Genomic DNA, 19,712 nt, shown 5'->3' on the forward strand with positions numbered 1-19,712 from the left:
TCAACACCTAAAAGTTATCACTTAATGAACGAAGATAAATGAATATAATGATGTTGAACATTTTAAGGAGGAACTTTTCATGCGTACCACGTACATGGCGAAGCCTAACGAAGTTGAGCGCCAATGGCACATCATTGATGCCGAAGGCAAAACGCTCGGACGTTTGGCGAGCGAAGCAGCTGCTTTGATCCGCGGCAAACATAAGCCACAATTCACTCCACATGTGGACACTGGCGATTTCGTTGTTATCATCAATGCAGAGAAAATTGTATTGACTGGTAAAAAAATGCAAGGTAAAAAATACTACCGTCACTCGATGCACCCAGGTGGTTTGAAAGTAACTACAGCTGAAGAGATGGTTAAAAACAAACCGGAACGTATGTTGGAGTTGGCTGTTCGCGGTATGCTTCCTAAAACTCGCATGGGCGAGAAAATGAAGTTGAGACTTAAAGCGTACAGAGGCACTGAGCATCCACATGCAGCACAAAAACCAGAAGTTTATGAACTTCGCGGTTAATTAAAAGGAGGACAGTTTCATGGCACAAGTACAATACTATGGGACAGGTCGTCGTAAACATTCGGTAGCTCGTGTTCGCCTTGTACCGGGTGAAGGACGCATTGTCATCAATAAACGTGATATTAATGAATACTTCGGTTTGGAAACACTCAAACTGATCGTAAAACAACCACTGAACCTGACAGAAACACTCAGCAACTATGATGTTCTTGTTATCGCTCATGGTGGCGGAATCTCCGGTCAAGCCGGCGCGATCCGTCACGGTATCTCCCGCGCTTTGTTGAAAGCAGATCCGGAATACCGTGCTTCCCTGAAAAAAGCAGGATTCCTGACTCGTGACCCACGGATGAAAGAGCGTAAAAAATACGGTCTCAAAGCCGCACGTCGCGCACCACAGTTCTCCAAACGTTAATATGCATTACAAGCCTTTGGCCTCGGCCGAAGGCTTTTTTATATTCTATAAACCCATTAGGCTACAATGATCTTTCTTTACTCCAGCTGAGGTTGTGGATTAGCTTCAGATTCTTCTGTAGCTATGTGAAAGTATCTCCCTACAATCCAATGAATTAGAACCACCCCATCTCATCATCTCAGCTCATTATGACGGACTGCGAATTGCATTCCTTCTTCCTCCAATCAAACCCTTCAGCAAATGCAATTCTCCGACATTCATTAACCTATTTCTTGAATTTAGACTTCACCATGTTTGTAATTAATCATTTTTCATCCCCTATTTTCATCAGTATTTCTTATGGTTTTGATAAAGGTCCCTTACAATTGATGAATAAGATCCATTATCTATTTCATTAATAAATTCACCTTTCCCTTTGATATCCCCAAGGATCTATAGAGTTGTTCTATACTTCGAATGATTCACTTGTGACGATAAATCCAGCAGTGGCAACGTTTTTCAATCATGAATGACTAAGATGAGGTGAGATATGATGAGATTACAGATGGATGATTTTATCTGCTAATCATTTTAAAGGATAATCAACACCAAATTATTTTCAAAAAGAACAACAAAAAATTGGGCTAAAACTGATGTATTTTACCATATGGCAGGCATTGACATCCACCATGAAAGATTTATACTATACATAATTCATATTAGATTAGTCGGCTTTAGTGATTGTTGAAATGCAGAATGGGGGAAATGCAGACATGAACTTGTTGGAGAAAGAAGAACTTGCACGGACGAAAGCTGAAGAGTTGGAAAACGCAAGTCCAGAGGATATTATTCGTTATGCTATTGAGACGTTTCCAAATATCACTTTTGCATGCAGCTTCGGTGCGGAGGATGTGGTACTTGTAGATATGCTCCAGAAGATCAGCCCATCCACAGATATTTTTTATCTGGATACCGATTTTCATTTTAAGGAAACATACGAAACTCGTGACAAAATGAAAGAGAAGTACAATCTTGATTTTGTACGTGTTGCACCAAAAATCACTCCTGAAGAGCAGGCAGCTAAACATGGAGAACAATTGTGGAAGTCGGATCCGAATGCTTGTTGTAATATTCGGAAGGTTGAACCACTGACCCGTATCTTATCCCAATACGATGCTTGGATTACCGGTATTCGGAGAGATCAAGCACCGACGCGTGCAAATTCCAAAAAGGTAGAATATGATGCTAAGTTTGGACTTATGAAGTTCAACCCGATTGCACATTGGACTTCAGAGGATGTATGGGACTATATTCGTGCCAATAATGTCGTATACAATCCACTGCATGATCAGAATTACCCGAGTATCGGTTGCGAATATTGCACACGTCAGGTTATGCCTGGAGAAGATCCACGTGCGGGACGCTGGTCTGGGAATGATAAAACAGAATGTGGTCTTCATAAATAATTCAGTTCAGAGTAAGTTTGGATAAAGCATTGAATTCACTCTTAATGATATAAAAAAATGGAGAACAGGGAGCTGACAAGATGACTTCGATTCTGCCTCATGGAGGTACGCTGATTCAGCGTGTCGTACAAGGAGAAGAACGGGAACAATTATTACGAGAGAGTGAGAAATTGTCCTCTTTACGTATTAACAGCTGGACAATTTCGGATTTGGATCTGATCGGCGTGGGTGCGTTCTCCCCGCTTCAAGGCTTTATGACTGAAGAAGACTATCTTTCGGTTATATCTCGTATGCGTCTTGCTGATGGAACAGTCTGGAGTATTCCTATTACCCTGGCTGTAGGCGAGCAACAGGCTGCATCGCTCCAGATTGGTGAGACGGTGGCACTCATTGGTGATGATGATGGGGTAACCTATGGATTGTTGGAAGTGAAGAGCTTATACCAGGTAGATCAGGGTGAAGAAGCACGTCGTGTCTTCAAGACGGATGACCCAGAGCACCCGGGCGTGAAAAAACTGCTGGAACGACCTGCAACGTATGTAGGAGGTCCAATTCAAGTGCTGAATCGCCCCAAACCTGCCCAGTTCGAACAGTTTTACTTTGATCCCGCTGAGACACGGAAAACGTTCCAAGATAAGGGCTGGAAGACGGTTGTCGGTTTTCAGACACGTAATCCGGTCCATCGTGCCCATGAGTACATTCAGAAGAGTGCAATGGAGATTGTGGACGCTCTGTTCTTAAACCCGCTTGTAGGCGAAACGAAGTCAGATGACGTACCTGCTGATGTACGTATGAAGAGCTATCTGGTTTTGCTGGAGAACTATTATCCAGCTGATCGTGCTTTCCTCGGTGTATTCCCGGCGGCTATGCGGTATGCTGGTCCAAGAGAGGCCATTTTCCACGCGATGGTACGAAAAAATTATGGTTGTACTCACTTTATCGTAGGCCGCGACCATGCAGGTGTGGGTGATTACTACGGAACGTATGAAGCGCAGGAGATCTTTACTAACTTCACACCAGAAGAACTGGGTATCACGCCGTTGTTCTTCGAACATAGTTTTTTCTGTACCAAATGTGGCAACATGGCATCAAGCAAAACCTGCCCGCATGATAAAGAACACCACATGGCTCTGTCTGGCACCAAAGTACGTGGCTTGCTGCGAGATGGCCAATGCCCTCCACCTGAATTTACACGCCCTGAGGTAGCTGAGGTGCTGATTGAAGGAATGGCTGAGCAAGTCCGCTCCTAACGGTATATTTGTCCATCTTGTCCCATATAGATGATTAGAATCATTTATAGGGACGAGGTGGTTTTTTTATGCGTAAAAATATGGGGAAGAAGCACTTTGTGGTCTGGATCAGGTTACGCACCATGAAGAGGGTCATGTTAAGCCTCTGTTTGCTTGCCATGTTTGTGGCAGTGGTCACGTATGAGCTGCCGTCCTCCAAAATGTCCGGTTACTGGGGGTTGCCATTAGCAGGTAAAGTCATAGCCATTGATGCAGGACATGGTGGCCCGGATGGGGGAGCAGTAAGTAAGCAGGGAGTCATTGAGAAAGATATCAATTTATCGATTGCGTTGTACGTACGAGATTATCTGCAGCAAGCAGGAGCCTTAGTTGTGATGACCCGAGAGATAGACACCGATCTGGCAGCTTCAGATACCAAAGGATACTCCAAACGCAAGACGGAGGATCTGAAACAACGAGTAAGAAGAATCGAGGACAAACAGGCGGATCTCTTTATCAGCATTCATATGAACAGTGTTCCTTCGAACCGCTGGAGTGGTGCACAAGTTTTTTATACACCCAATCATCCCGATAATGAAGGATTAGCCAACCTGCTTCAGCAAGAAATGATTCGTAATCTGGAAAATACAGATCGAATTGCGAAAACGGTCAATACCGTTTATTTGCTCCAGGCACTAAAAATTCCCTCGGCACTTGTGGAGGTAGGTTTCCTTTCTCACCCTGAAGAGGCGCGTCTGCTTGCAGATGAATCCTATCAGCGCAAAGTGGCCGCATCCATCTACAACGGAATTCTCCGTTATTCCTCAGGAGAACGTCCTAAAAGTTAGTCACAATGAGAAAGGTAATGATATAATTGGTTCAGCATACCTAATTACATGCCAATAGATAAAGCTGAGGTGCTGTCTGATGTTATCAAAAGAACAGATACATGAACTATTGCAGCCATTGCAGGAACCGCAATTGGGCGTAAGTTTGACAGAACTGCAGTGGGTCCGTGATGTCATGGTTAAAGAAAATCATGTTGCTCTAACTATGGTGACGCTGGAGAACCGCACAGAGGATACAACTGCTCTAAGCGATGCCGCGCGCAACCTGCTGTCCCAACACGGAGTGAATGATGTACATATTCGTCTGCGTGCAGCGTCTGAGCATGAGCGTGAGAGCCTGAACATAGGACAAGCGGATGAGGAGGACAATCAGGACGAAGTGCTTGTCAAAGGCCATGCAGCAGGGCTGGACGGGCATGAGCTGTTAAGTCCTGAATCCGGTGTTCGTTTTATTGCTGTGGCTAGTGGTAAAGGTGGCGTCGGTAAATCGACGGTAACCGTTAATTTGGCTGCCGCTCTGGCACGCCAAGGCAAGAAGGTTGGTCTGATTGATGCAGATATATATGGCTTCAGTGTACCTGATATGATGGGCATTGAGGAATATCCGGTCGTTGAGGACGGAGTTATCCAACCTGTTGAGCGTTTCGGCGTAAAAGTCATGTCGATGGGATTTTTTATTCGGGAGAATAACCCGGTCATTTGGCGTGGACCCATGTTGGGCGGATGCTGCGCCAATTCTTTACCGATGTAAATTGGGGAGAGCTGGATTATATGCTGCTTGATCTGCCTCCGGGTACGGGGGACGTCGCACTAGACGTACATCAGATGCTGCCACACAGCAAAGAAATCATCGTAACAACACCGCATGCAACCGCTGCTTTTGTAGCTGCACGTGCTGGCGCCATGGCCATTCAGACGGAACATGAGCTGCTGGGCGTCGTAGAGAACATGGCTTATTATGAATGCAGCAAATGCGGCGAAAAAGATTATGTATTTGGTCGGGGCGGTGGTGGTACTCTTGCCGAGAGCCTTCATACAGAGCTGTTAGCACAGATTCCATTGGGAGCGCCGGATAATCATATCTCGGAGCCTGATTTTTCGCCATCCGTGTATAAAGCAGAGTCAAGCATCGGTGCGATCTACGATGAGGTGGCCCAGTCTATTGATGCCAAGTTTTAATTTTTCTAATAACGTAAAATATAAAATGGCCCACATCCAATGGATGCGGGCTTTTTTCAACATGATAACTTTAACATTAAATGATTCTATGCTTCTTATGATCAACCATTACTTCCGTCGCCACCACTGTTGCCATCACTACTACCGCCGCCGCCTCCGCCATCTCCGCTGCTGTCTTTGCTTTGGCCTTCCTGTTTCCCGCCTTGTTCTGTTTTGGGTTGAAGCTCATCCTGGACTACTTTTTTAAGCAAAGTCAGCACTTCCATCCGGAACAAAGGATTTTGCATGACTTCCTGCATAACGGTCATCGTTTGTTTACGATATTCTGGCGTTTTGGTCATGTCCATGAACATCTTGGATACTTCCGGAGACTTCATCACATCGCCAATGGATTTTTGATACGTTGGATCTTTGATTAATTGCATATGCAGTTGCTTGCTTTGGGAGTTGATTACTTTGGCGAATTCACCTGCAAACTGTGGATCCGTCATAATTTTCTCGAATTCCTTCTGGTATTCAGGAGCCGTGAGGGTATCTTTTACAGCTATACGTATTTGTTCTGAAGATTGCATAGGCATTAACATTTTCATACCCACTGTTCCAGATCCACCGCCTGAAGCACCACTTTGTCCAGAACCACCGCCACCACCACCAGAAGAACTTTGTCCAGTGAGAGCTTCCTCGACCGCTTTTTTGCCTTCGTCGCTTTTGAGAATATCCACGACCATCGTTTTCATCTCTTTATAACCGCCCTGAGGAGGCGAGTAATTCTGATCTGAGCCACAGCCGGCGAGCATGACGGAAAGTCCAAGTACGACACAGCATAACTGCCACAAAGGCCGTTTCATGTGCACAACCCCTCCTTGATTAGATACTGGATGTAGTATGTGATGGGAAACCGCTAAATATGTTGAATGATGATGGTTTTTTGCTGTGAAGGTTGGTAAAATAAACTCTCGGGGGTGGAAAACATTTGAATTTACGTAAATGGTTTTTCCTATTTTGGTCAGCTTTGCTTATTGGGGCTGCAGGATCATTAGTGACGGGTCTAATTATGATGTTGGTTAATGGAGAAAAAACGAATGGAATGACCGATTTTTTAATTTATCTCCTCATCTTGTTTGGTTCCGGTATTATGATTAGCGTGTATTCGCAAATGGGTTTTTTCGCATACTTGATATTGAACTATATGGGCAAAGGTGTATTTTCGAAACGCAGTTGGCAAATTGTACAGATTGTTCTAACGGTTTTGGCTTTGCTTGATGTCATGTTTTTACGGTTGTTCGTCGGTGGGGAAGAGAACGCCTATCCGATATTGTGCTTGGAATCATTATTTTGGCAGCTGGAATTGTTACCGCTTACGTAAAGGTGAAGCAGACACATATTTCGGCGCTGGTGCCTACACTCTTTTTCATGGTGGCTGTTACTGTAGTAGAGACGATCGGTGTGTTGCGAATTGATGTGAATGCGGCTACCATCTTTATTGTGGTTCCTTTGTTAATCTGTAATGCATACCAAATGCTGATATTGCACAGGCTGGTAGATGGGTCGGTGGAGCAGCGGGTGAGTCGAAAAAACGAGCAGATACAAGAAAGCCATGCGTAGCAATTTATCTTACAAAAAACGCCAAAAAGAGCTAACCTGGTTAGCTCTTTTCATTTATGGCGCTTCAGTGCCTTTTTGCCATGAAATGTCCTGAAGGTTATTATACAGTTGCAGCAACGGCCACGGCCGCATTACTGTGTTCGTTTACTGTGCGCTGGCCTGATCACGAACTTCCGTACCTTTGACACTTGAATGGTTGAGCAGCTCGGAAACCGTCACGAATTCATACCCTTGATTTTTTAACTTGTCGATAATGACGGGTAAGGCTTCATGCGTTTGTTTCGAGGAATCACTGGCGTGCAGCAGCACGATATCACCCGGATGTGCCTTGCTGACAACACGATCAACGATGGTCTGTACACCAGGGTTCTTCCAATCCTGCGAATCAGTGTCCCATTGGACAACTTGGTAATTTAGACTGCTGGCTACCTGGAGAACACGTTTGTCAAAGTCTCCATTAGGCAGACGTAGCAACTTCGGTTCTTTTCCCGTTAAATCGGTTAAAATACTATGAGCTGTCAAAATTTCCTTGCGGATTTCCTCTTCAGTCAGACTGCTGTAGTTATCATGTCTGTGGCCATGGCTGCCAATCTCGTATCCTGCGTCTTTGATGGCTGTTACAATCTCGGGGTGTGTCTTACTCCAGGGGGAGGACAAGAAGAAAGTAGCCTTCTGCACTTTATTATCTTGGAGAACCTTCAGAATAGGCTCTGTCCTTTTATCTCCCCAGCTAATGTCAAAGGTGAGTGCAATAACCTTCTTATCGGTTGGAACGCTGTATACGGCGGATGGTGCGTCCTCCGAGAATACAGAAATATTGCCGCTCTCCAGATAAATAATCCCGATAGCAAAGACGGCAGCAACCAGCACAATCAGGAAACGTTTGATCTTTTTGCCGCTAAATACATAGAACGAGTTCATTTCAATAAGCGCCCCTCTCCCATAAGAAATGCTTGTTTACTCTCCAATGTATGCTCGTACCTCGCAGTTATTCGTATCAGACGTTTGTTTGTCCAACATCTTGGTTTCACAGGAGGATATTATGTTAAAATTCAGTACATTTCTTAGAGCGTTAAGTTCCATTCGTGGTGCATTAATCTGGTCGATCGTATTGTTTGTTATTGGAATAGGCACGGGATGGGTGAGTACAGGACCACTTGAGGATATATTGTTGAACCAAATTGGGGACTCCGGGAGATTAGTGAAAGGCTGGAGCAGGGGAGCAATGTGCAATGGAACTTCTTCCTCTTTATCTTTTTCAATAATGCGATCAAAAGTGTACTCGTAATCTATGCCGGTATCTTCTTTGGCATTCTGCCAGTCGTTTTCCTGTTGATTAACGGAATGGTTATCGGTTTTCTGGTACACACCACAATGAACTATGGGGCCAGCTTCTTTGATATTGTTGTAAAAGGACTTCTTCCACATGGCATTATTGAAATTCCGGTCATTATTATCGCTTGTGCCTTTGGTCTAAGATTCGGTGGGCTGGTTCTCAAAAGCCTTATTCAATTTGGCGGGGCAAACGAAATACGATTAGCAGCCAGTGGAGTACGTTTATGCGCACAACGGTAACTGCATCCTTCTGGATTGTTATTTTGCTTCTTGTTGCAGCGATTATCGAAAGTACACTTACCTACAGCCTAGTGCGAGGATAAATTTGTATGGGATGACATTCATAAATTTTCAGAAAGTTGACCATAACAATAAAACGGGTTTCAGTAGCAACCGCAAAAGGACAAACAAAGATGATCCTAGGTTTGCTACTAAAACCGGCGCTGTCCGATATATAGCCTGAATTAAAGGGGCTCGAATATGACATACAAGGGGACACGCCATTATCCATATGCAGAAAAAGGAGAACTCTAATGCTTGGTATGCTGTTTAACGAGAAGGAATGCAAGGAACTGGATTATGTATTGCGCAAAGAGCTCGATGAAATGTTGTTCGACCTAAGTGACAACCGTCTCGATCAAGAAATTAAATACGCCATTGCGAGTCGCTACAAGACTGTGTTCCGTATGTATGCACGCTTTGCGCCACCTAAAGAGTTATCCAAATATGCTAGAGGCGGTAAATTAAAAAAGTCGAAGCCCTAATGCTGCGGTCAGTGGAATAATTGAAGTTCACCAATATAAGAGAGGTGCGGCCCGTAAAGTAAAGCCAGCGCTGTACCTCATACATTATGAATTACGAATAGATTGAACCAGCTTTGAAAAGGGATATGAAGCAATTTGTCGAAAAAGGGTTGACCTTTTTTGTTCAATATGATAAATTAATTTTCGTTCCTTTTTTAAGGAAAAGTTAACCGGAACAAGCGCTGGAATAAAGCGATGAAAATTAAATCGAAAAAAGTGCTTGCAAAGTAAACTTAAACATGATATATTATAAAAGTCGCCGCTGAAAATACGGTGACATGAAAAACCGAAACAAATTGAATGTTTGATCTTTGAAAACTGAACAACGAGTGAGTAACGATCTTGCTTGCAAGATCGACGCTGAGAAATCGGTACACGTCTTCGGACGGTATGATTTCGAAGCATAAATGAGATTTTTAATCTCGTCAGTTTCAAAATGAGCATATCGCTCTTTTCAATACTTTATTGGAGAGTTTGATCCTGGCTCAGGACGAACGCTGGCGGCATGCCTAATACATGCAAGTCGAGCGGACTTGAAGAGAAGCTTGCTTCTTCGATAGTTAGCGGCGGACGGGTGAGTAACACGTAGGCAACCTGCCCTCAAGCTTGGGACAACTACCGGAAACGGTAGCTAATACCGAATAGTTGTTTTCTTCTCCTGAAGAAAACTGGAAAGACGGAGCAATCTGTCACTTGGGGATGGGCCTGCGGCGCATTAGCTAGTTGGTGGGGTAACGGCTCACCAAGGCGACGATGCGTAGCCGACCTGAGAGGGTGATCGGCCACACTGGGACTGAGACACGGCCCAGACTCCTACGGGAGGCAGCAGTAGGGAATCTTCCGCAATGGGCGAAAGCCTGACGGAGCAATGCCGCGTGAGTGATGAAGGTTTTCGGATCGTAAAGCTCTGTTGCCAGGGAAGAACGCTTGGGAGAGTAACTGCTCTCAAGGTGACGGTACCTGAGAAGAAAGCCCCGGCTAACTACGTGCCAGCAGCCGCGGTAATACGTAGGGGCAAGCGTTGTCCGGAATTATTGGGCGTAAAGCGCGCGCAGGCGGTCATTTAAGTCTGGTGTTTAATCCCGGGGCTCAACCCCGGATCGCACTGGAAACTGGGTGACTTGAGTGCAGAAGAGGAGAGTGGAATTCCACGTGTAGCGGTGAAATGCGTAGATATGTGGAGGAACACCAGTGGCGAAGGCGACTCTCTGGGCTGTAACTGACGCTGAGGCGCGAAAGCGTGGGGAGCAAACAGGATTAGATACCCTGGTAGTCCACGCCGTAAACGATGAGTGCTAGGTGTTAGGGGTTTCGATACCCTTGGTGCCGAAGTTAACACATTAAGCACTCCGCCTGGGGAGTACGGTCGCAAGACTGAAACTCAAAGGAATTGACGGGGACCCGCACAAGCAGTGGAGTATGTGGTTTAATTCGAAGCAACGCGAAGAACCTTACCAGGTCTTGACATCCCTCTGACCGGTACAGAGATGTGCCTTTCCTTCGGGACAGAGGAGACAGGTGGTGCATGGTTGTCGTCAGCTCGTGTCGTGAGATGTTGGGTTAAGTCCCGCAACGAGCGCAACCCTTGATCTTAGTTGCCAGCACTTCGGGTGGGCACTCTAAGGTGACTGCCGGTGACAAACCGGAGGAAGGTGGGGATGACGTCAAATCATCATGCCCCTTATGACCTGGGCTACACACGTACTACAATGGCCGGTACAACGGGCAGTGAAACCGCGAGGTGGAACGAATCCTAAAAAGCCGGTCTCAGTTCGGATTGCAGGCTGCAACTCGCCTGCATGAAGTCGGAATTGCTAGTAATCGCGGATCAGCATGCCGCGGTGAATACGTTCCCGGGTCTTGTACACACCGCCCGTCACACCACGAGAGTTTATAACACCCGAAGTCGGTGGGGTAACCGCAAGGAGCCAGCCGCCGAAGGTGGGATAGATGATTGGGGTGAAGTCGTAACAAGGTAGCCGTATCGGAAGGTGCGGCTGGATCACCTCCTTTCTATGGAGAATCGTTTCCCGAGTGGAAACATTCAAATACAAAATCTAGCCAGGTCGGCTAGTTACTCACTCGTTGCTCAGTTTTGAGAGCTCAAACTCTCAAACGTTTGGTGGCGATAGCGAAGGGGTTCCACACGTTCCCATCCCGAACACGACCGTTAAGCCCTTCAGCGTCGATGGTACTTGGACCGCAGGGTCCTGGGAGAGTAGAACGCCGCCAAGCGTAAACCCATTACGGGTTTCAATATGATATATAATGTGGGCCCTTAGCTCAGTTGGTTAGAGCGCACCTCTGATAAGGGTGAGGCCGGTGGTTCGAGTCCACCAGGGCCCACCATGTATACCTTAAAATCTAATATGGGGCCATAGCTCAGCTGGGAGAGCGCCTGCCTTGCAAGCAGGAGGTCAGCGGTTCGATCCCGCTTGGCTCCACCAACAAGATTTTACAAGCTTGTTCTTTGAAAACTAGATATCGAAACGAATTTTTGCGATTTAGAACATTCCTTTTTAAGCTGAACTTGTGTTAAACAAGTTTCAATAAATAGTGAAAACTGCATTGCGATGGTATCGGATGGGAGCGATTTTTGGCTTTGCGTAAGCAAAACAAGGGAAGCGAGCAGTCGAAACCGGAGCAATTATGGTTAAGCTACTAAGAGCACACGGAGGATGCCTAGGCGCTAGGAGCCGATGAAGGACGTGGCGAACAACGAAACTGCCTCGGGGAGCTGTAAGCAAGCTTTGATCCGGGGGTGTCCGAATGGGGAAACCCAGCTGGGGTAATTTCCAGTTACTCACAACTGAATACATAGGTTGTGCAGAGGCATACCAAGGGAACTGAAACATCTAAGTACCTTGAGGAAGAGAAAACAATAGTGATTCCGTCAGTAGCGGCGAGCGAACGCGGAGAAGCCCAAACCAGAGAGCTTGCTCTTTGGGGTTGTGGGACGTCTCACATGGAGTTACAAAGGAACCGGTTAAGTGAAGAGGTCTGGAAAGGCCCGCCAAAGAAGGTAAAAGCCCTGTAGTTGAAAGTTGGTTCCCTCCGAGACGGATCCCGAGTAGTGCGGGGCACGTGAAACCCCGTATGAATCCGGCAGGACCATCTGCCAAGGCTAAATACTTCCTAGCGACCGATAGTGAAGCAGTACCGTGAGGGAAAGGTGAAAAGCACCCGGAAGGGGAGTGAAATAGAACCTGAAACCGTGTGCTTACAAAAAGTCAGAGCCCGTTTTAGGGGTGATGGCGTGCCTTTTGTAGAATGAACCGGCGAGTTACGTTCCCGTGCAAGGTTAAGGTGAAGAGCCGGAGCCGCAGCGAAAGCGAGTCTGAATAGGGCGATGTAGTACGTGGACGTAGACCCGAAACCGGGTGATCTACCCCTGTCCAGGGTGAAGGTGCGGTAACACGCACTGGAGGCCCGAACCCACGCATGTTGAAAAATGCGGGGATGAGGTGGGGGTAGCGGAGAAATTCCAATCGAACTCGGAGATAGCTGGTTCTCCCCGAAATAGCTTTAGGGCTAGCCTCGGAAAACAGAGTCGTGGAGGTAGAGCACTGATTGGGTGCGGGGCCCGCAAGGGTTACCAAGCTCAGTCAAACTCCGAATGCCATAGACTTACTTCCGGGAGTCAGACAGTGAGTGCTAAGATCCATTGTCAAAAGGGAAACAGCCCAGACCATCAGCTAAGGTCCCCAAGTGTGTGTTAAGTGGGAAAGGATGTGGAGTTGCACAGACAACCAGGATGTTGGCTTAGAAGCAGCCACCATTGAAAGAGTGCGTAATAGCTCACTGGTCGAGTGACTCTGCGCCGAAAATGTAACGGGGCTAAACACACCACCGAAGCTATGGCTTGATGCTTTGCATCAGGGGTAGGGGAGCGTTGTATAAGGGTTGAAGGTGTACCGTAAGGAGCGCTGGACATTATACAAGTGAGAATGCCGGTATGAGTAACGAAAAGATCAGTGAGAATCTGATCCGCCGAAAGCCTAAGGGTTCCTGAGGAAGGCTCGTCCGCTCAGGGTAAGTCGGGACCTAAGGCGAGGCCGAAAGGCGTAGTCGAAGGACAACAGGTCGAAATTCCTGTACCACCGTAAGCCGTTATGAGCAATGGGGGGACGCAGCAGGGTAGTGACGCGGACTGATGGATGTCCGTCTAAGCAGTGAGGCTGATGTGTAGGCAAATCCGCACATCGTAAGGCTGGGCTGTGATGGGGAGCGAAAATTAGAGTAGCGAAGGTCATGATCTCACACTGCCAAGAAAAGCCTCTAGCCAGGTGATGGTGCCCGTACCGCAAACCGACACAGGTAGGCGAGAAGAGAATTCTAAGGCGCGCGGAAGAACTCTCGTTAAGGAACTCGGCAAAATGACCCCGTAACTTCGGGAGAAGGGGTGCCCCGGTAGTGTGAATAGCACGAGGGGGCCGCAGTGAAAAGGCCCAAGCGACTGTTTAGCAAAAACACAGGTCTGTGCGAAGCCGTAAGGCGAAGTATACGGGCTGACGCCTGCCCGGTGCTGGAAGGTTAAGGGGAGCGGTTAGGAGCAATCCGAAGCTGTGAACCGAAGCCCCAGTAAACGGCGGCCGTAACTATAACGGTCCTAAGGTAGCGAAATTCCTTGTCAGGTAAATTCTGACCCGCACGAATGGCGTAACGACTTGGGCGCTGTCTCAACGAGAGATCCGGTGAAATTTTAATACCTGTGAAGATGCAGGTTACCCGCGACAAGACGGAAAGACCCCATGGAGCTTTACTGCAGCTTGATATTGAATTTGGGTACGATCTGTACAGGATAGGTGGGAGCCTTTGAAGCATGAGCGCCAGCTTGTGTGGAGGCACCGTTGGGATACCACCCTGATCGTATCTAGGTTCTAACCTGGTACCGTAATCCGGTGCGGGGACAGTGTCAGGTGGGCAGTTTGACTGGGGCGGTCGCCTCCTAAAGAGTAACGGAGGCGCCCAAAGGTTCCCTCAGAATGGTTGGAAATCATTCGAAGAGTGCAAAGGCATAAGGGAGCTTGACTGCGAGACCTACAAGTCGAGCAGGGACGAAAGTCGGGCTTAGTGATCCGGTGGTACCGCATGGAAGGGCCATCGCTCAACGGATAAAAGCTACCCTGGGGATAACAGGCTTATCTCCCCCAAGAGTCCACATCGACGGGGAGGTTTGGCACCTCGATGTCGGCTCATCGCATCCTGGGGCTGAAGTAGGTCCCAAGGGTTGGGCTGTTCGCCCATTAAAGCGGTACGCGAGCTGGGTTCAGAACGTCGTGAGACAGTTCGGTCCCTATCTGTCGTGGGCGTAGGAAATTTGAGAGGAGCTGTCCTTAGTACGAGAGGACCGGGATGGACGTACCGCTGGTGTACCAGTTGTTCCGCCAGGAGCACCGCTGGGTAGCTATGTACGGAAGGGATAAGCGCTGAAAGCATCTAAGCGTGAAGCCCCCTCAAGATGAGATTTCCCAGTATGTAAGACCCCTTGAAGACGACGAGGTAGATAGGCTGGGGGTGGAAGTGCAGCAATGCATGGAGCTGACCAGTACTAATCGGTCGAGGGCTTATCCAAGATATGCAGGTGATACATCGCAAATTTCGTTTCGGATCTAGTTTTCAGAGAATAAACTCTGAAATGTAAGGCTAAGCTATGCGTTTGGTGGCGATGGCGGAGGGGTTCCACACGTACCCATCCCGAACACGACCGTTAAGCCCTCTAGCGCCGATGGTACTTGGACCGCAGGGTCCTGGGAGAGTAGGACGCCGCCAAGCGAACTCTTTCATCCTACATAGAAAACAGGCTCTGCATGTTAACGTTGTATGATGAATTGCATTTGCCCTGCAAATGCATATTATTCCCTGATAGCTCAGTTGGTAGAGCACTCGACTGTTAATCGAGTTGTCACAGGTTCGAGCCCTGTTCGGGGAGCCATTTGCTCTCATAGCTCAGTAGGTAGAGTGCATCCATGGTAAGGATGAGGTCACCGGTTCGATCCCGGTTGAGAGCTTTGGAAATGGGGCCCGTTGGTCAAGGGGTTAAGACACCTCCCTTTCACGGAGGTAACAGGGGTTCGAATCCCCTACGGGTCATAGCTATATTTATTAGCTTAAAAAAGGGATGAGAATCCCAAAGGTTCGTCGGAGGATTAACTTCGTTAGCAACTGCTTCGCAGTCTCGAATGAAGTGAGAGTATCCCCTACGGGTCATAGGATGGAGGCTTAGCTCAGCTGGGAGAGCATCTGCCTTACAAGCAGAGGGTCGGGGGTTCGATCCCCTCAGCCTCCACCATTTAACTTAATGGGGATTAGCCAAGCGGTAAGGCAACGGACTTTGACTCCGTCATGCATAGGTTCAAATCCTATATCCCCAGCCATTTAGTTTTTAGTTTGAGTCATTAGCTCAGTTGGTAGAGCACCTGACTTTTAATCAGGGTGTCGAAGGTTCGAGCCCTTCATGACTCACCATCATATGCGCGTGTGGCGGAATTGGCAGACGCACTAGACTTAGGATCTAGCGTCTTTGACGTGGGGGTTCAAGTCCCTCCACGCGCATCCTTTATAAGCGGACGTGGCTCAGCGGTAGAGCATCGCCTTGCCAAGGCGAGGGTCGCGGGTTCGATTCCCGTCGTCCGCTCCAATATTTTGCGCCCTTAGCTCAGCTGGATAGAGCGTTTGACTACGAATCAAAAGGCCGGGAGTTCGAATCTCTCAGGGCGCGCCATTATTTTCATAAGTATCGGGATGTAGCTCAGCTTGGTAGAGCACCTGGTTTGGGACCAGGGGGTCGCATGTTCAAATCGTGTCATCCCGATTTTTATTTGCGGGTGTAGTTCAATGGTAGAACTTTAGCCTTCCAAGCTAATAGCGTGGGTTCGATTCCCATCACCCGCTTCATGTTACATTGAAAGGTCTCTGTTTACACAGAGGCTTTTCTTTTATTTATAGGAACAATACCTCATTATAATATCAATCTTCCCCTCTACTCATTTGATAAGTGTAAGAATACCTCTAACCTCTTCATTATTTCTGCTAAAAGAAGCAAAAAATTATAAATACACTCTTTAATTTATTGCATCACTGTGATAAAGTATACAAAAGCTTGCTTTGCCGGTCATGTTTCTTTATGTTTCGTCTGGTTTGTAACAATGGAATATGTAGATATGAACCCAATCAGGTACAATGAACATTCTCAGTCTAACTGTATATTTATGAGGAAATAAGTATAGGTATGAGTGATTCGAATGATGAAAAGTGCGTGAAAAGGGTATCATGCGACAGCATCAGACCATTAATCGAAGCAGAACAAGAAAATGAATAATAAAGCGTGTTTTTGTGCTGTAAATCAGGGTAAATCCCCATTTTTACTAGTAGAAAAATAAAGATTTTCGTACCATTTTATTGTATGATGTTATGAAGGTGTCAAATTTACGTGTACGAATGGAACGATCAGATGGGAGGATAAGCATGACTGAAACTATGGTAACCGCCAGCAAAAGCCAATCCAACAACCTGCTTCGGCGAGACGTGCGGTTCCTGGGCAATATACTCGGAGAAGTTCTTGTCCATCAAGGAGGCACGGAGCTTCTAGATATCGTTGAGAAGATTCGGGAAACGAGCAAATCGTTGCGTGCAGAGTTCTTGCCAGAACTTTATGCAGAGTTCAAAACGATGATCCAGGAATTAGACTCGGAAAATCGCCATCAGGTGATTCGAGCTTTTGCGATTTATTTTCAATTAGTTAATATTGCTGAACAAAACCATCGGATCCGGCGTAAACGGGATTATGAACGTTCTGCAGGAGATTCTGTTCAGCCAGGTTCGATTGAAAAAGCAGTACAGGATCTGAAGGAACGTGGACTGTCTCATACGGAAGTAGAGGATATTCTAGACGATTTATCGCTGGAACTGGTGATGACAGCTCATCCAACCGAAGCTATGCGTCGGGTTATTCTGGACATCCACAAACGGATATCCGAAGATGTCATGTCACTTGATAATCCTACGCTGACGTTGCGTGAACGTGAACAGTTGCGGGAGAAGCTGCTGAACGAAGTCATTACACTATGGCAGACCGATGAGCTTCGTGACCGTAAACCGACTGTGCTCGATGAAGTGCGGAACGGAATGTATTACTTTCATGAAACGTTGTTCCATGTACTTCCGGATGTATACCAGGAGCTTGAACGCTGCCTGAATAAATTTTATCCTGACCATGACTGGCATGTGCCGACGTATTTGCGGTTCGGTTCCTGGATCGGTGGAGACCGGGATGGAAATCCTTCGGTAACTTCAGATGTAACATGGCAGACCCTGTTGATGCAGCGGAAGCTCGCTTTGCGTGAGTATCAACGGATTATGATTGAACTTATGGGGCATCTCAGCTTCAGCACGAACATCATCAGCGTATCGGATGAGCTGGTGCAGTCTATTGAGCAGGACCGTAGTTGTGTAACCTTGAAAAAAGTGGATATGTGGCGGAACGAAAAAGAGCCATACCGCATCAAATTGGCTTACATGATTGCCAAGCTAAACAATGTTTTGGATGAGAACAAAGTAGGACAGCCAGACCGCTATGACAATGCTCAAGGACTGATGGATGATCTGATGATTATTGATCGCAGCCTGCGCCATCACTTTGCCGATTACGTAGCCGATACGACTATCCGCAAAATGATCCGTCAAGTGGAGCTGTTCGGATTCCATACAGCTGCATTGGATGTGCGCCAACACAGTAAGGAACATGAAAATGCGATGTCGGAGATTTTGGCGAAGATGAACATCGTAGAAGATTATGCTCGTCTGACGGAGGATGGCAAAATCGATTTGCTGGCTCGTTTGCTGGATGACCCTCGTCCGCTGACTTCCCCTTATCACCAATACACAGAGGGGACCAAAGAGTGTCTGGACGTATTCCGTACGATCAAGCGTGCACAGAGCGAGTTTGGGACCGGTTGTATCACAAGTTACCTGATTAGTATGACTCAAGGGGCAAGTGATTTGCTCGAAGTTATGGTATTTGCTAAAGAAGTAGGTTTGTTCCGCAAAGAACATAACGGTGAAGTGGTATCTACGCTTCAAGCAGTTCCATTGTTTGAAACGATTGATGATCTTCATGCCGCTTCGGAAATTATGCAGAAGCTGTTCAACCTTCCGGTTTACCGTGCAAGTGTAAGCGGGCGGAATGAACTGCATGAAATCATGTTGGGTTATTCGGACAGCAACAAGGATGGCGGGGTTGTTACAGCGAACTGGGAGCTGCGTGTAGCGATGAATGCCATTACCGCTGTTGGTAATGAACATGGCGTTAAACTGAAGTTCTTCCATGGACGCGGCGGAGCGCTTGGACGTGGAGGTATGCCTCTCAACCGCAGTATTCTTGCTCAACCACCACATACTATTGGCGGGGGCATTAAGATTACAGAGCAGGGTGAGGTTATCTCTTCCCGTTATTCCCTTCAGGGAATTGCATACCGCAGTCTTGAGCAGGCCACATCGGCTTTGATCACAGCTGCGCTGAACGGTCTGGAGCCGCAAGAGTCGGAATCGGAGCAACAGTGGGACAGCATTATCAAGGATATTTCCGAAGTATCCCTGACGAAATACCAAGATCTTATTTTCCGTGATCCAGACTTCTTTACCTTCTTCAAGGAATCGACACCGCTGCCTGAGGTGGGAGAACTAAATATTGGTTCACGCCCATCCAAACGGAAAAACAGCGACAAGTTCGAGGATCTGAGAGCGATCCCTTGGGTATTTGCCTGGACCCAGAGTCGTTATCTGCTTCCCGCATGGTATGCGGCAGGAACGGGACTGCAAAGTTACTATCAGGATAAGGAAGATAATCTGAATGTCCTGAAAGAAATGTATGAAAACTTCCCATTCTTCCGTACACTAATTGATACGGTGCAGATGGCTGTTGCCAAAGCAGATCTGGTCATTGCGAAGGAATACTCGGCCATGACTTCCAATAAGGAAGCACGTGATCGCATCTATGGTCAGATTGAATCGGAATTCAAGCTTACCAAAGAGCTGATTCTGAAAATTACCGGAGAAGCTGAAATTTTGGATGATGTACCGGTGATTCAAGAGTCGATCCGACTTCGTAATCCGTATGTCGATCCTTTGTCCTACATGCAGGTCCAACTTCTGAGTGAGCTCAGAGACATGCGTGAGCGCGGCGAGGATGACACAGAACTACTGCGTGAAGTGCTGCTGACGATTAACGGTATTGCTGCAGGACTTCGGAATACGGGCTGATCGTTAAGCTGCTTAAGAATTAATGAAATGAACTTTACAGCCATGTAGACAGCAAAAAGCTTAATTCTTTCCTCAGCTT

The 19,712-nt window shown here is 47.0% G+C and carries 12 protein-coding genes, 13 tRNA genes, 4 rRNA genes and 1 pseudogene; 28 read left to right on the plus strand and 2 right to left on the minus strand.

What is annotated here, in order from left to right; all coding sequences use genetic code 11:
• Positions 1 to 79: 79 nt before the first annotated feature.
• The 6 genes and pseudogenes from rplM (at position 80) to ACTWJ7_RS06270 (ending at position 5,630) form a co-directional block, all read left to right on the plus strand.
• Positions 80 to 517 carry a 50S ribosomal protein L13 gene (gene rplM / locus ACTWJ7_RS06245; protein ID WP_024633564.1) on the plus strand — a complete coding sequence of 146 codons (438 nt, stop codon included), beginning with the start codon at positions 80 to 82 and terminating at the stop codon, positions 515 to 517.
• A 19-nt stretch (positions 518 to 536) separates the two neighbouring features.
• Positions 537 to 929 (plus strand): 30S ribosomal protein S9, encoded by a 393-nt coding sequence (rpsI, locus tag ACTWJ7_RS06250; protein ID WP_024633563.1) that lies wholly within the window; start codon positions 537 to 539, stop codon positions 927 to 929.
• A gap of 752 nt (positions 930 to 1,681) precedes the next feature.
• The gene (locus ACTWJ7_RS06255; RefSeq protein ID WP_301879962.1) at positions 1,682 to 2,374 is read left to right on the plus strand and encodes a phosphoadenylyl-sulfate reductase; all 693 of its coding nucleotides are present in this window, start codon (positions 1,682 to 1,684) and stop codon (positions 2,372 to 2,374) included.
• Between the two features lie 80 nt (positions 2,375 to 2,454).
• Entirely contained in the window at positions 2,455 to 3,624 is a 1,170-nt protein-coding gene (gene sat, locus ACTWJ7_RS06260) for a sulfate adenylyltransferase (RefSeq protein WP_301879961.1), read from the plus strand.
• Between the two features lie 68 nt (positions 3,625 to 3,692).
• Complete coding sequence (cwlD, locus tag ACTWJ7_RS06265) at positions 3,693 to 4,451, plus strand: N-acetylmuramoyl-L-alanine amidase CwlD (protein WP_024633560.1); 759 nt, start codon at positions 3,693 to 3,695, stop codon at positions 4,449 to 4,451.
• A gap of 79 nt (positions 4,452 to 4,530) precedes the next feature.
• Positions 4,531 to 5,630, plus strand: a pseudogene (locus ACTWJ7_RS06270) (P-loop NTPase).
• A gap of 101 nt (positions 5,631 to 5,731) precedes the next feature.
• Here ACTWJ7_RS06270 and gerD read toward each other — a convergent pair.
• The gene (gerD, locus tag ACTWJ7_RS06275) at positions 5,732 to 6,478 is read right to left on the minus strand and encodes a spore germination lipoprotein GerD (RefSeq protein ID WP_301879959.1); all 747 of its coding nucleotides are present in this window, start codon (positions 6,476 to 6,478) and stop codon (positions 5,732 to 5,734) included.
• Between the two features lie 125 nt (positions 6,479 to 6,603).
• On the opposite strand from gerD, the gene ACTWJ7_RS06280 reads away from it, so the two are divergent.
• Positions 6,604 to 6,996, plus strand: a complete 393-nt coding sequence (locus tag ACTWJ7_RS06280; RefSeq protein ID WP_443145196.1) for a KinB-signaling pathway activation protein — start codon at positions 6,604 to 6,606, stop codon at positions 6,994 to 6,996.
• Positions 6,966 to 7,235 (plus strand): KinB-signaling pathway activation protein, encoded by a 270-nt coding sequence (locus ACTWJ7_RS06285; protein ID WP_443145197.1) that lies wholly within the window; start codon positions 6,966 to 6,968, stop codon positions 7,233 to 7,235. Before ACTWJ7_RS06280 ends, ACTWJ7_RS06285 begins: the two co-directional genes overlap by 31 nt.
• Before the next feature lie 144 nt (positions 7,236 to 7,379).
• Here the strand turns inward: ACTWJ7_RS06285 and pdaB are convergent, their stop codons facing one another.
• Positions 7,380 to 8,156, minus strand: coding sequence for a polysaccharide deacetylase family sporulation protein PdaB (pdaB, locus tag ACTWJ7_RS06290; RefSeq protein ID WP_301879957.1), 777 nt, complete (start codon positions 8,154 to 8,156; stop codon positions 7,380 to 7,382).
• Between the two features lie 306 nt (positions 8,157 to 8,462).
• Here pdaB and ACTWJ7_RS06295 point away from each other — a divergent pair, with 306 nt between their 5' ends.
• The 20 genes from ACTWJ7_RS06295 to ppc all read left to right on the plus strand — a co-directional run bounded on the left by ACTWJ7_RS06295 (position 8,463) and on the right by ppc (position 19,633).
• Entirely contained in the window at positions 8,463 to 8,810 is a 348-nt protein-coding gene (locus tag ACTWJ7_RS06295) for a stage II sporulation protein M (protein ID WP_443145198.1), read from the plus strand.
• A 293-nt stretch (positions 8,811 to 9,103) separates the two neighbouring features.
• Positions 9,104 to 9,334 carry a hypothetical protein gene (locus tag ACTWJ7_RS06300; RefSeq protein ID WP_017692114.1) on the plus strand — a complete coding sequence of 77 codons (231 nt, stop codon included), beginning with the start codon at positions 9,104 to 9,106 and terminating at the stop codon, positions 9,332 to 9,334.
• A gap of 501 nt (positions 9,335 to 9,835) precedes the next feature.
• Positions 9,836 to 11,386: ribosomal RNA gene (locus ACTWJ7_RS06305) — 16S ribosomal RNA — on the plus strand.
• A 105-nt stretch (positions 11,387 to 11,491) separates the two neighbouring features.
• Positions 11,492 to 11,608: ribosomal RNA gene (rrf, locus tag ACTWJ7_RS06310) — 5S ribosomal RNA — on the plus strand.
• A 37-nt stretch (positions 11,609 to 11,645) separates the two neighbouring features.
• Positions 11,646 to 11,722, plus strand: a tRNA-Ile gene (locus ACTWJ7_RS06315).
• 22 nt (positions 11,723 to 11,744) lie between these two features.
• A tRNA-Ala gene (locus ACTWJ7_RS06320) sits at positions 11,745 to 11,820 on the plus strand.
• A 204-nt stretch (positions 11,821 to 12,024) separates the two neighbouring features.
• Positions 12,025 to 14,948: ribosomal RNA gene (locus ACTWJ7_RS06325) — 23S ribosomal RNA — on the plus strand.
• An 83-nt stretch (positions 14,949 to 15,031) separates the two neighbouring features.
• Positions 15,032 to 15,148, plus strand: a 5S ribosomal RNA gene (gene rrf / locus ACTWJ7_RS06330).
• Together the 16S, 23S and 5S rRNA genes with 13 tRNA genes alongside form the textbook arrangement of a ribosomal RNA operon.
• Positions 15,149 to 15,232: 84 nt before the next feature.
• Positions 15,233 to 15,308, plus strand: a tRNA-Asn gene (locus ACTWJ7_RS06335).
• A gap of 3 nt (positions 15,309 to 15,311) precedes the next feature.
• A tRNA-Thr gene (locus ACTWJ7_RS06340) sits at positions 15,312 to 15,384 on the plus strand.
• Positions 15,385 to 15,394: 10 nt separating this feature from the next.
• A tRNA-Glu gene (locus ACTWJ7_RS06345) sits at positions 15,395 to 15,466 on the plus strand.
• Between the two features lie 123 nt (positions 15,467 to 15,589).
• Positions 15,590 to 15,665 (plus strand) — tRNA-Val (locus ACTWJ7_RS06350).
• Positions 15,666 to 15,675: 10 nt separating this feature from the next.
• A tRNA-Gln gene (locus ACTWJ7_RS06355) sits at positions 15,676 to 15,750 on the plus strand.
• Positions 15,751 to 15,765: 15 nt separating this feature from the next.
• A tRNA-Lys gene (locus ACTWJ7_RS06360) sits at positions 15,766 to 15,841 on the plus strand.
• 6 nt (positions 15,842 to 15,847) lie between these two features.
• Positions 15,848 to 15,928, plus strand: a tRNA-Leu gene (locus tag ACTWJ7_RS06365).
• A gap of 10 nt (positions 15,929 to 15,938) precedes the next feature.
• A tRNA-Gly gene (locus ACTWJ7_RS06370) sits at positions 15,939 to 16,013 on the plus strand.
• 7 nt (positions 16,014 to 16,020) lie between these two features.
• Positions 16,021 to 16,097: transfer RNA gene (locus ACTWJ7_RS06375), tRNA-Arg, on the plus strand.
• 16 nt (positions 16,098 to 16,113) lie between these two features.
• Positions 16,114 to 16,187, plus strand: a tRNA-Pro gene (locus ACTWJ7_RS06380).
• 9 nt (positions 16,188 to 16,196) lie between these two features.
• Positions 16,197 to 16,267 (plus strand) — tRNA-Gly (locus tag ACTWJ7_RS06385).
• Positions 16,268 to 16,840: 573 nt separating this feature from the next.
• The gene (gene ppc, locus ACTWJ7_RS06390; protein ID WP_301879956.1) at positions 16,841 to 19,633 is read left to right on the plus strand and encodes a phosphoenolpyruvate carboxylase; all 2,793 of its coding nucleotides are present in this window, start codon (positions 16,841 to 16,843) and stop codon (positions 19,631 to 19,633) included.
• Positions 19,634 to 19,712 lie beyond the last annotated feature (79 nt).

The sequence above is a fragment of the Paenibacillus sp. 1A_MP2 genome, assembly GCF_052244825.1.
Taxonomy (GTDB): Bacteria; Bacillota; Bacilli; order Paenibacillales; family Paenibacillaceae; genus Paenibacillus; species Paenibacillus vandeheii.

Excerpts from the sequence above, each read along its gene's own strand:
- rplM (WP_024633564.1), top strand. The coding sequence starts at position 80 with ATGCGTACCACGTACATGGCGAAGCCTAACGAAGTTGAGCGCCAATGG.
- rpsI (WP_024633563.1), top strand. The coding sequence starts at position 537 with ATGGCACAAGTACAATACTATGGGACAGGTCGTCGTAAACATTCGGTA.
- ACTWJ7_RS06255 (WP_301879962.1), top strand. The coding sequence starts at position 1,682 with ATGAACTTGTTGGAGAAAGAAGAACTTGCACGGACGAAAGCTGAAGAG.
- sat (WP_301879961.1), top strand. The coding sequence starts at position 2,455 with ATGACTTCGATTCTGCCTCATGGAGGTACGCTGATTCAGCGTGTCGTA.
- cwlD (WP_024633560.1), top strand. The coding sequence starts at position 3,693 with ATGCGTAAAAATATGGGGAAGAAGCACTTTGTGGTCTGGATCAGGTTA.
- gerD (WP_301879959.1), bottom strand. The coding sequence starts at position 6,478 with ATGAAACGGCCTTTGTGGCAGTTATGCTGTGTCGTACTTGGACTTTCC.
- pdaB (WP_301879957.1), bottom strand. The coding sequence starts at position 8,156 with ATGAACTCGTTCTATGTATTTAGCGGCAAAAAGATCAAACGTTTCCTG.
- ACTWJ7_RS06300 (WP_017692114.1), top strand. The coding sequence starts at position 9,104 with ATGCTTGGTATGCTGTTTAACGAGAAGGAATGCAAGGAACTGGATTAT.
- ppc (WP_301879956.1), top strand. The coding sequence starts at position 16,841 with ATGACTGAAACTATGGTAACCGCCAGCAAAAGCCAATCCAACAACCTG.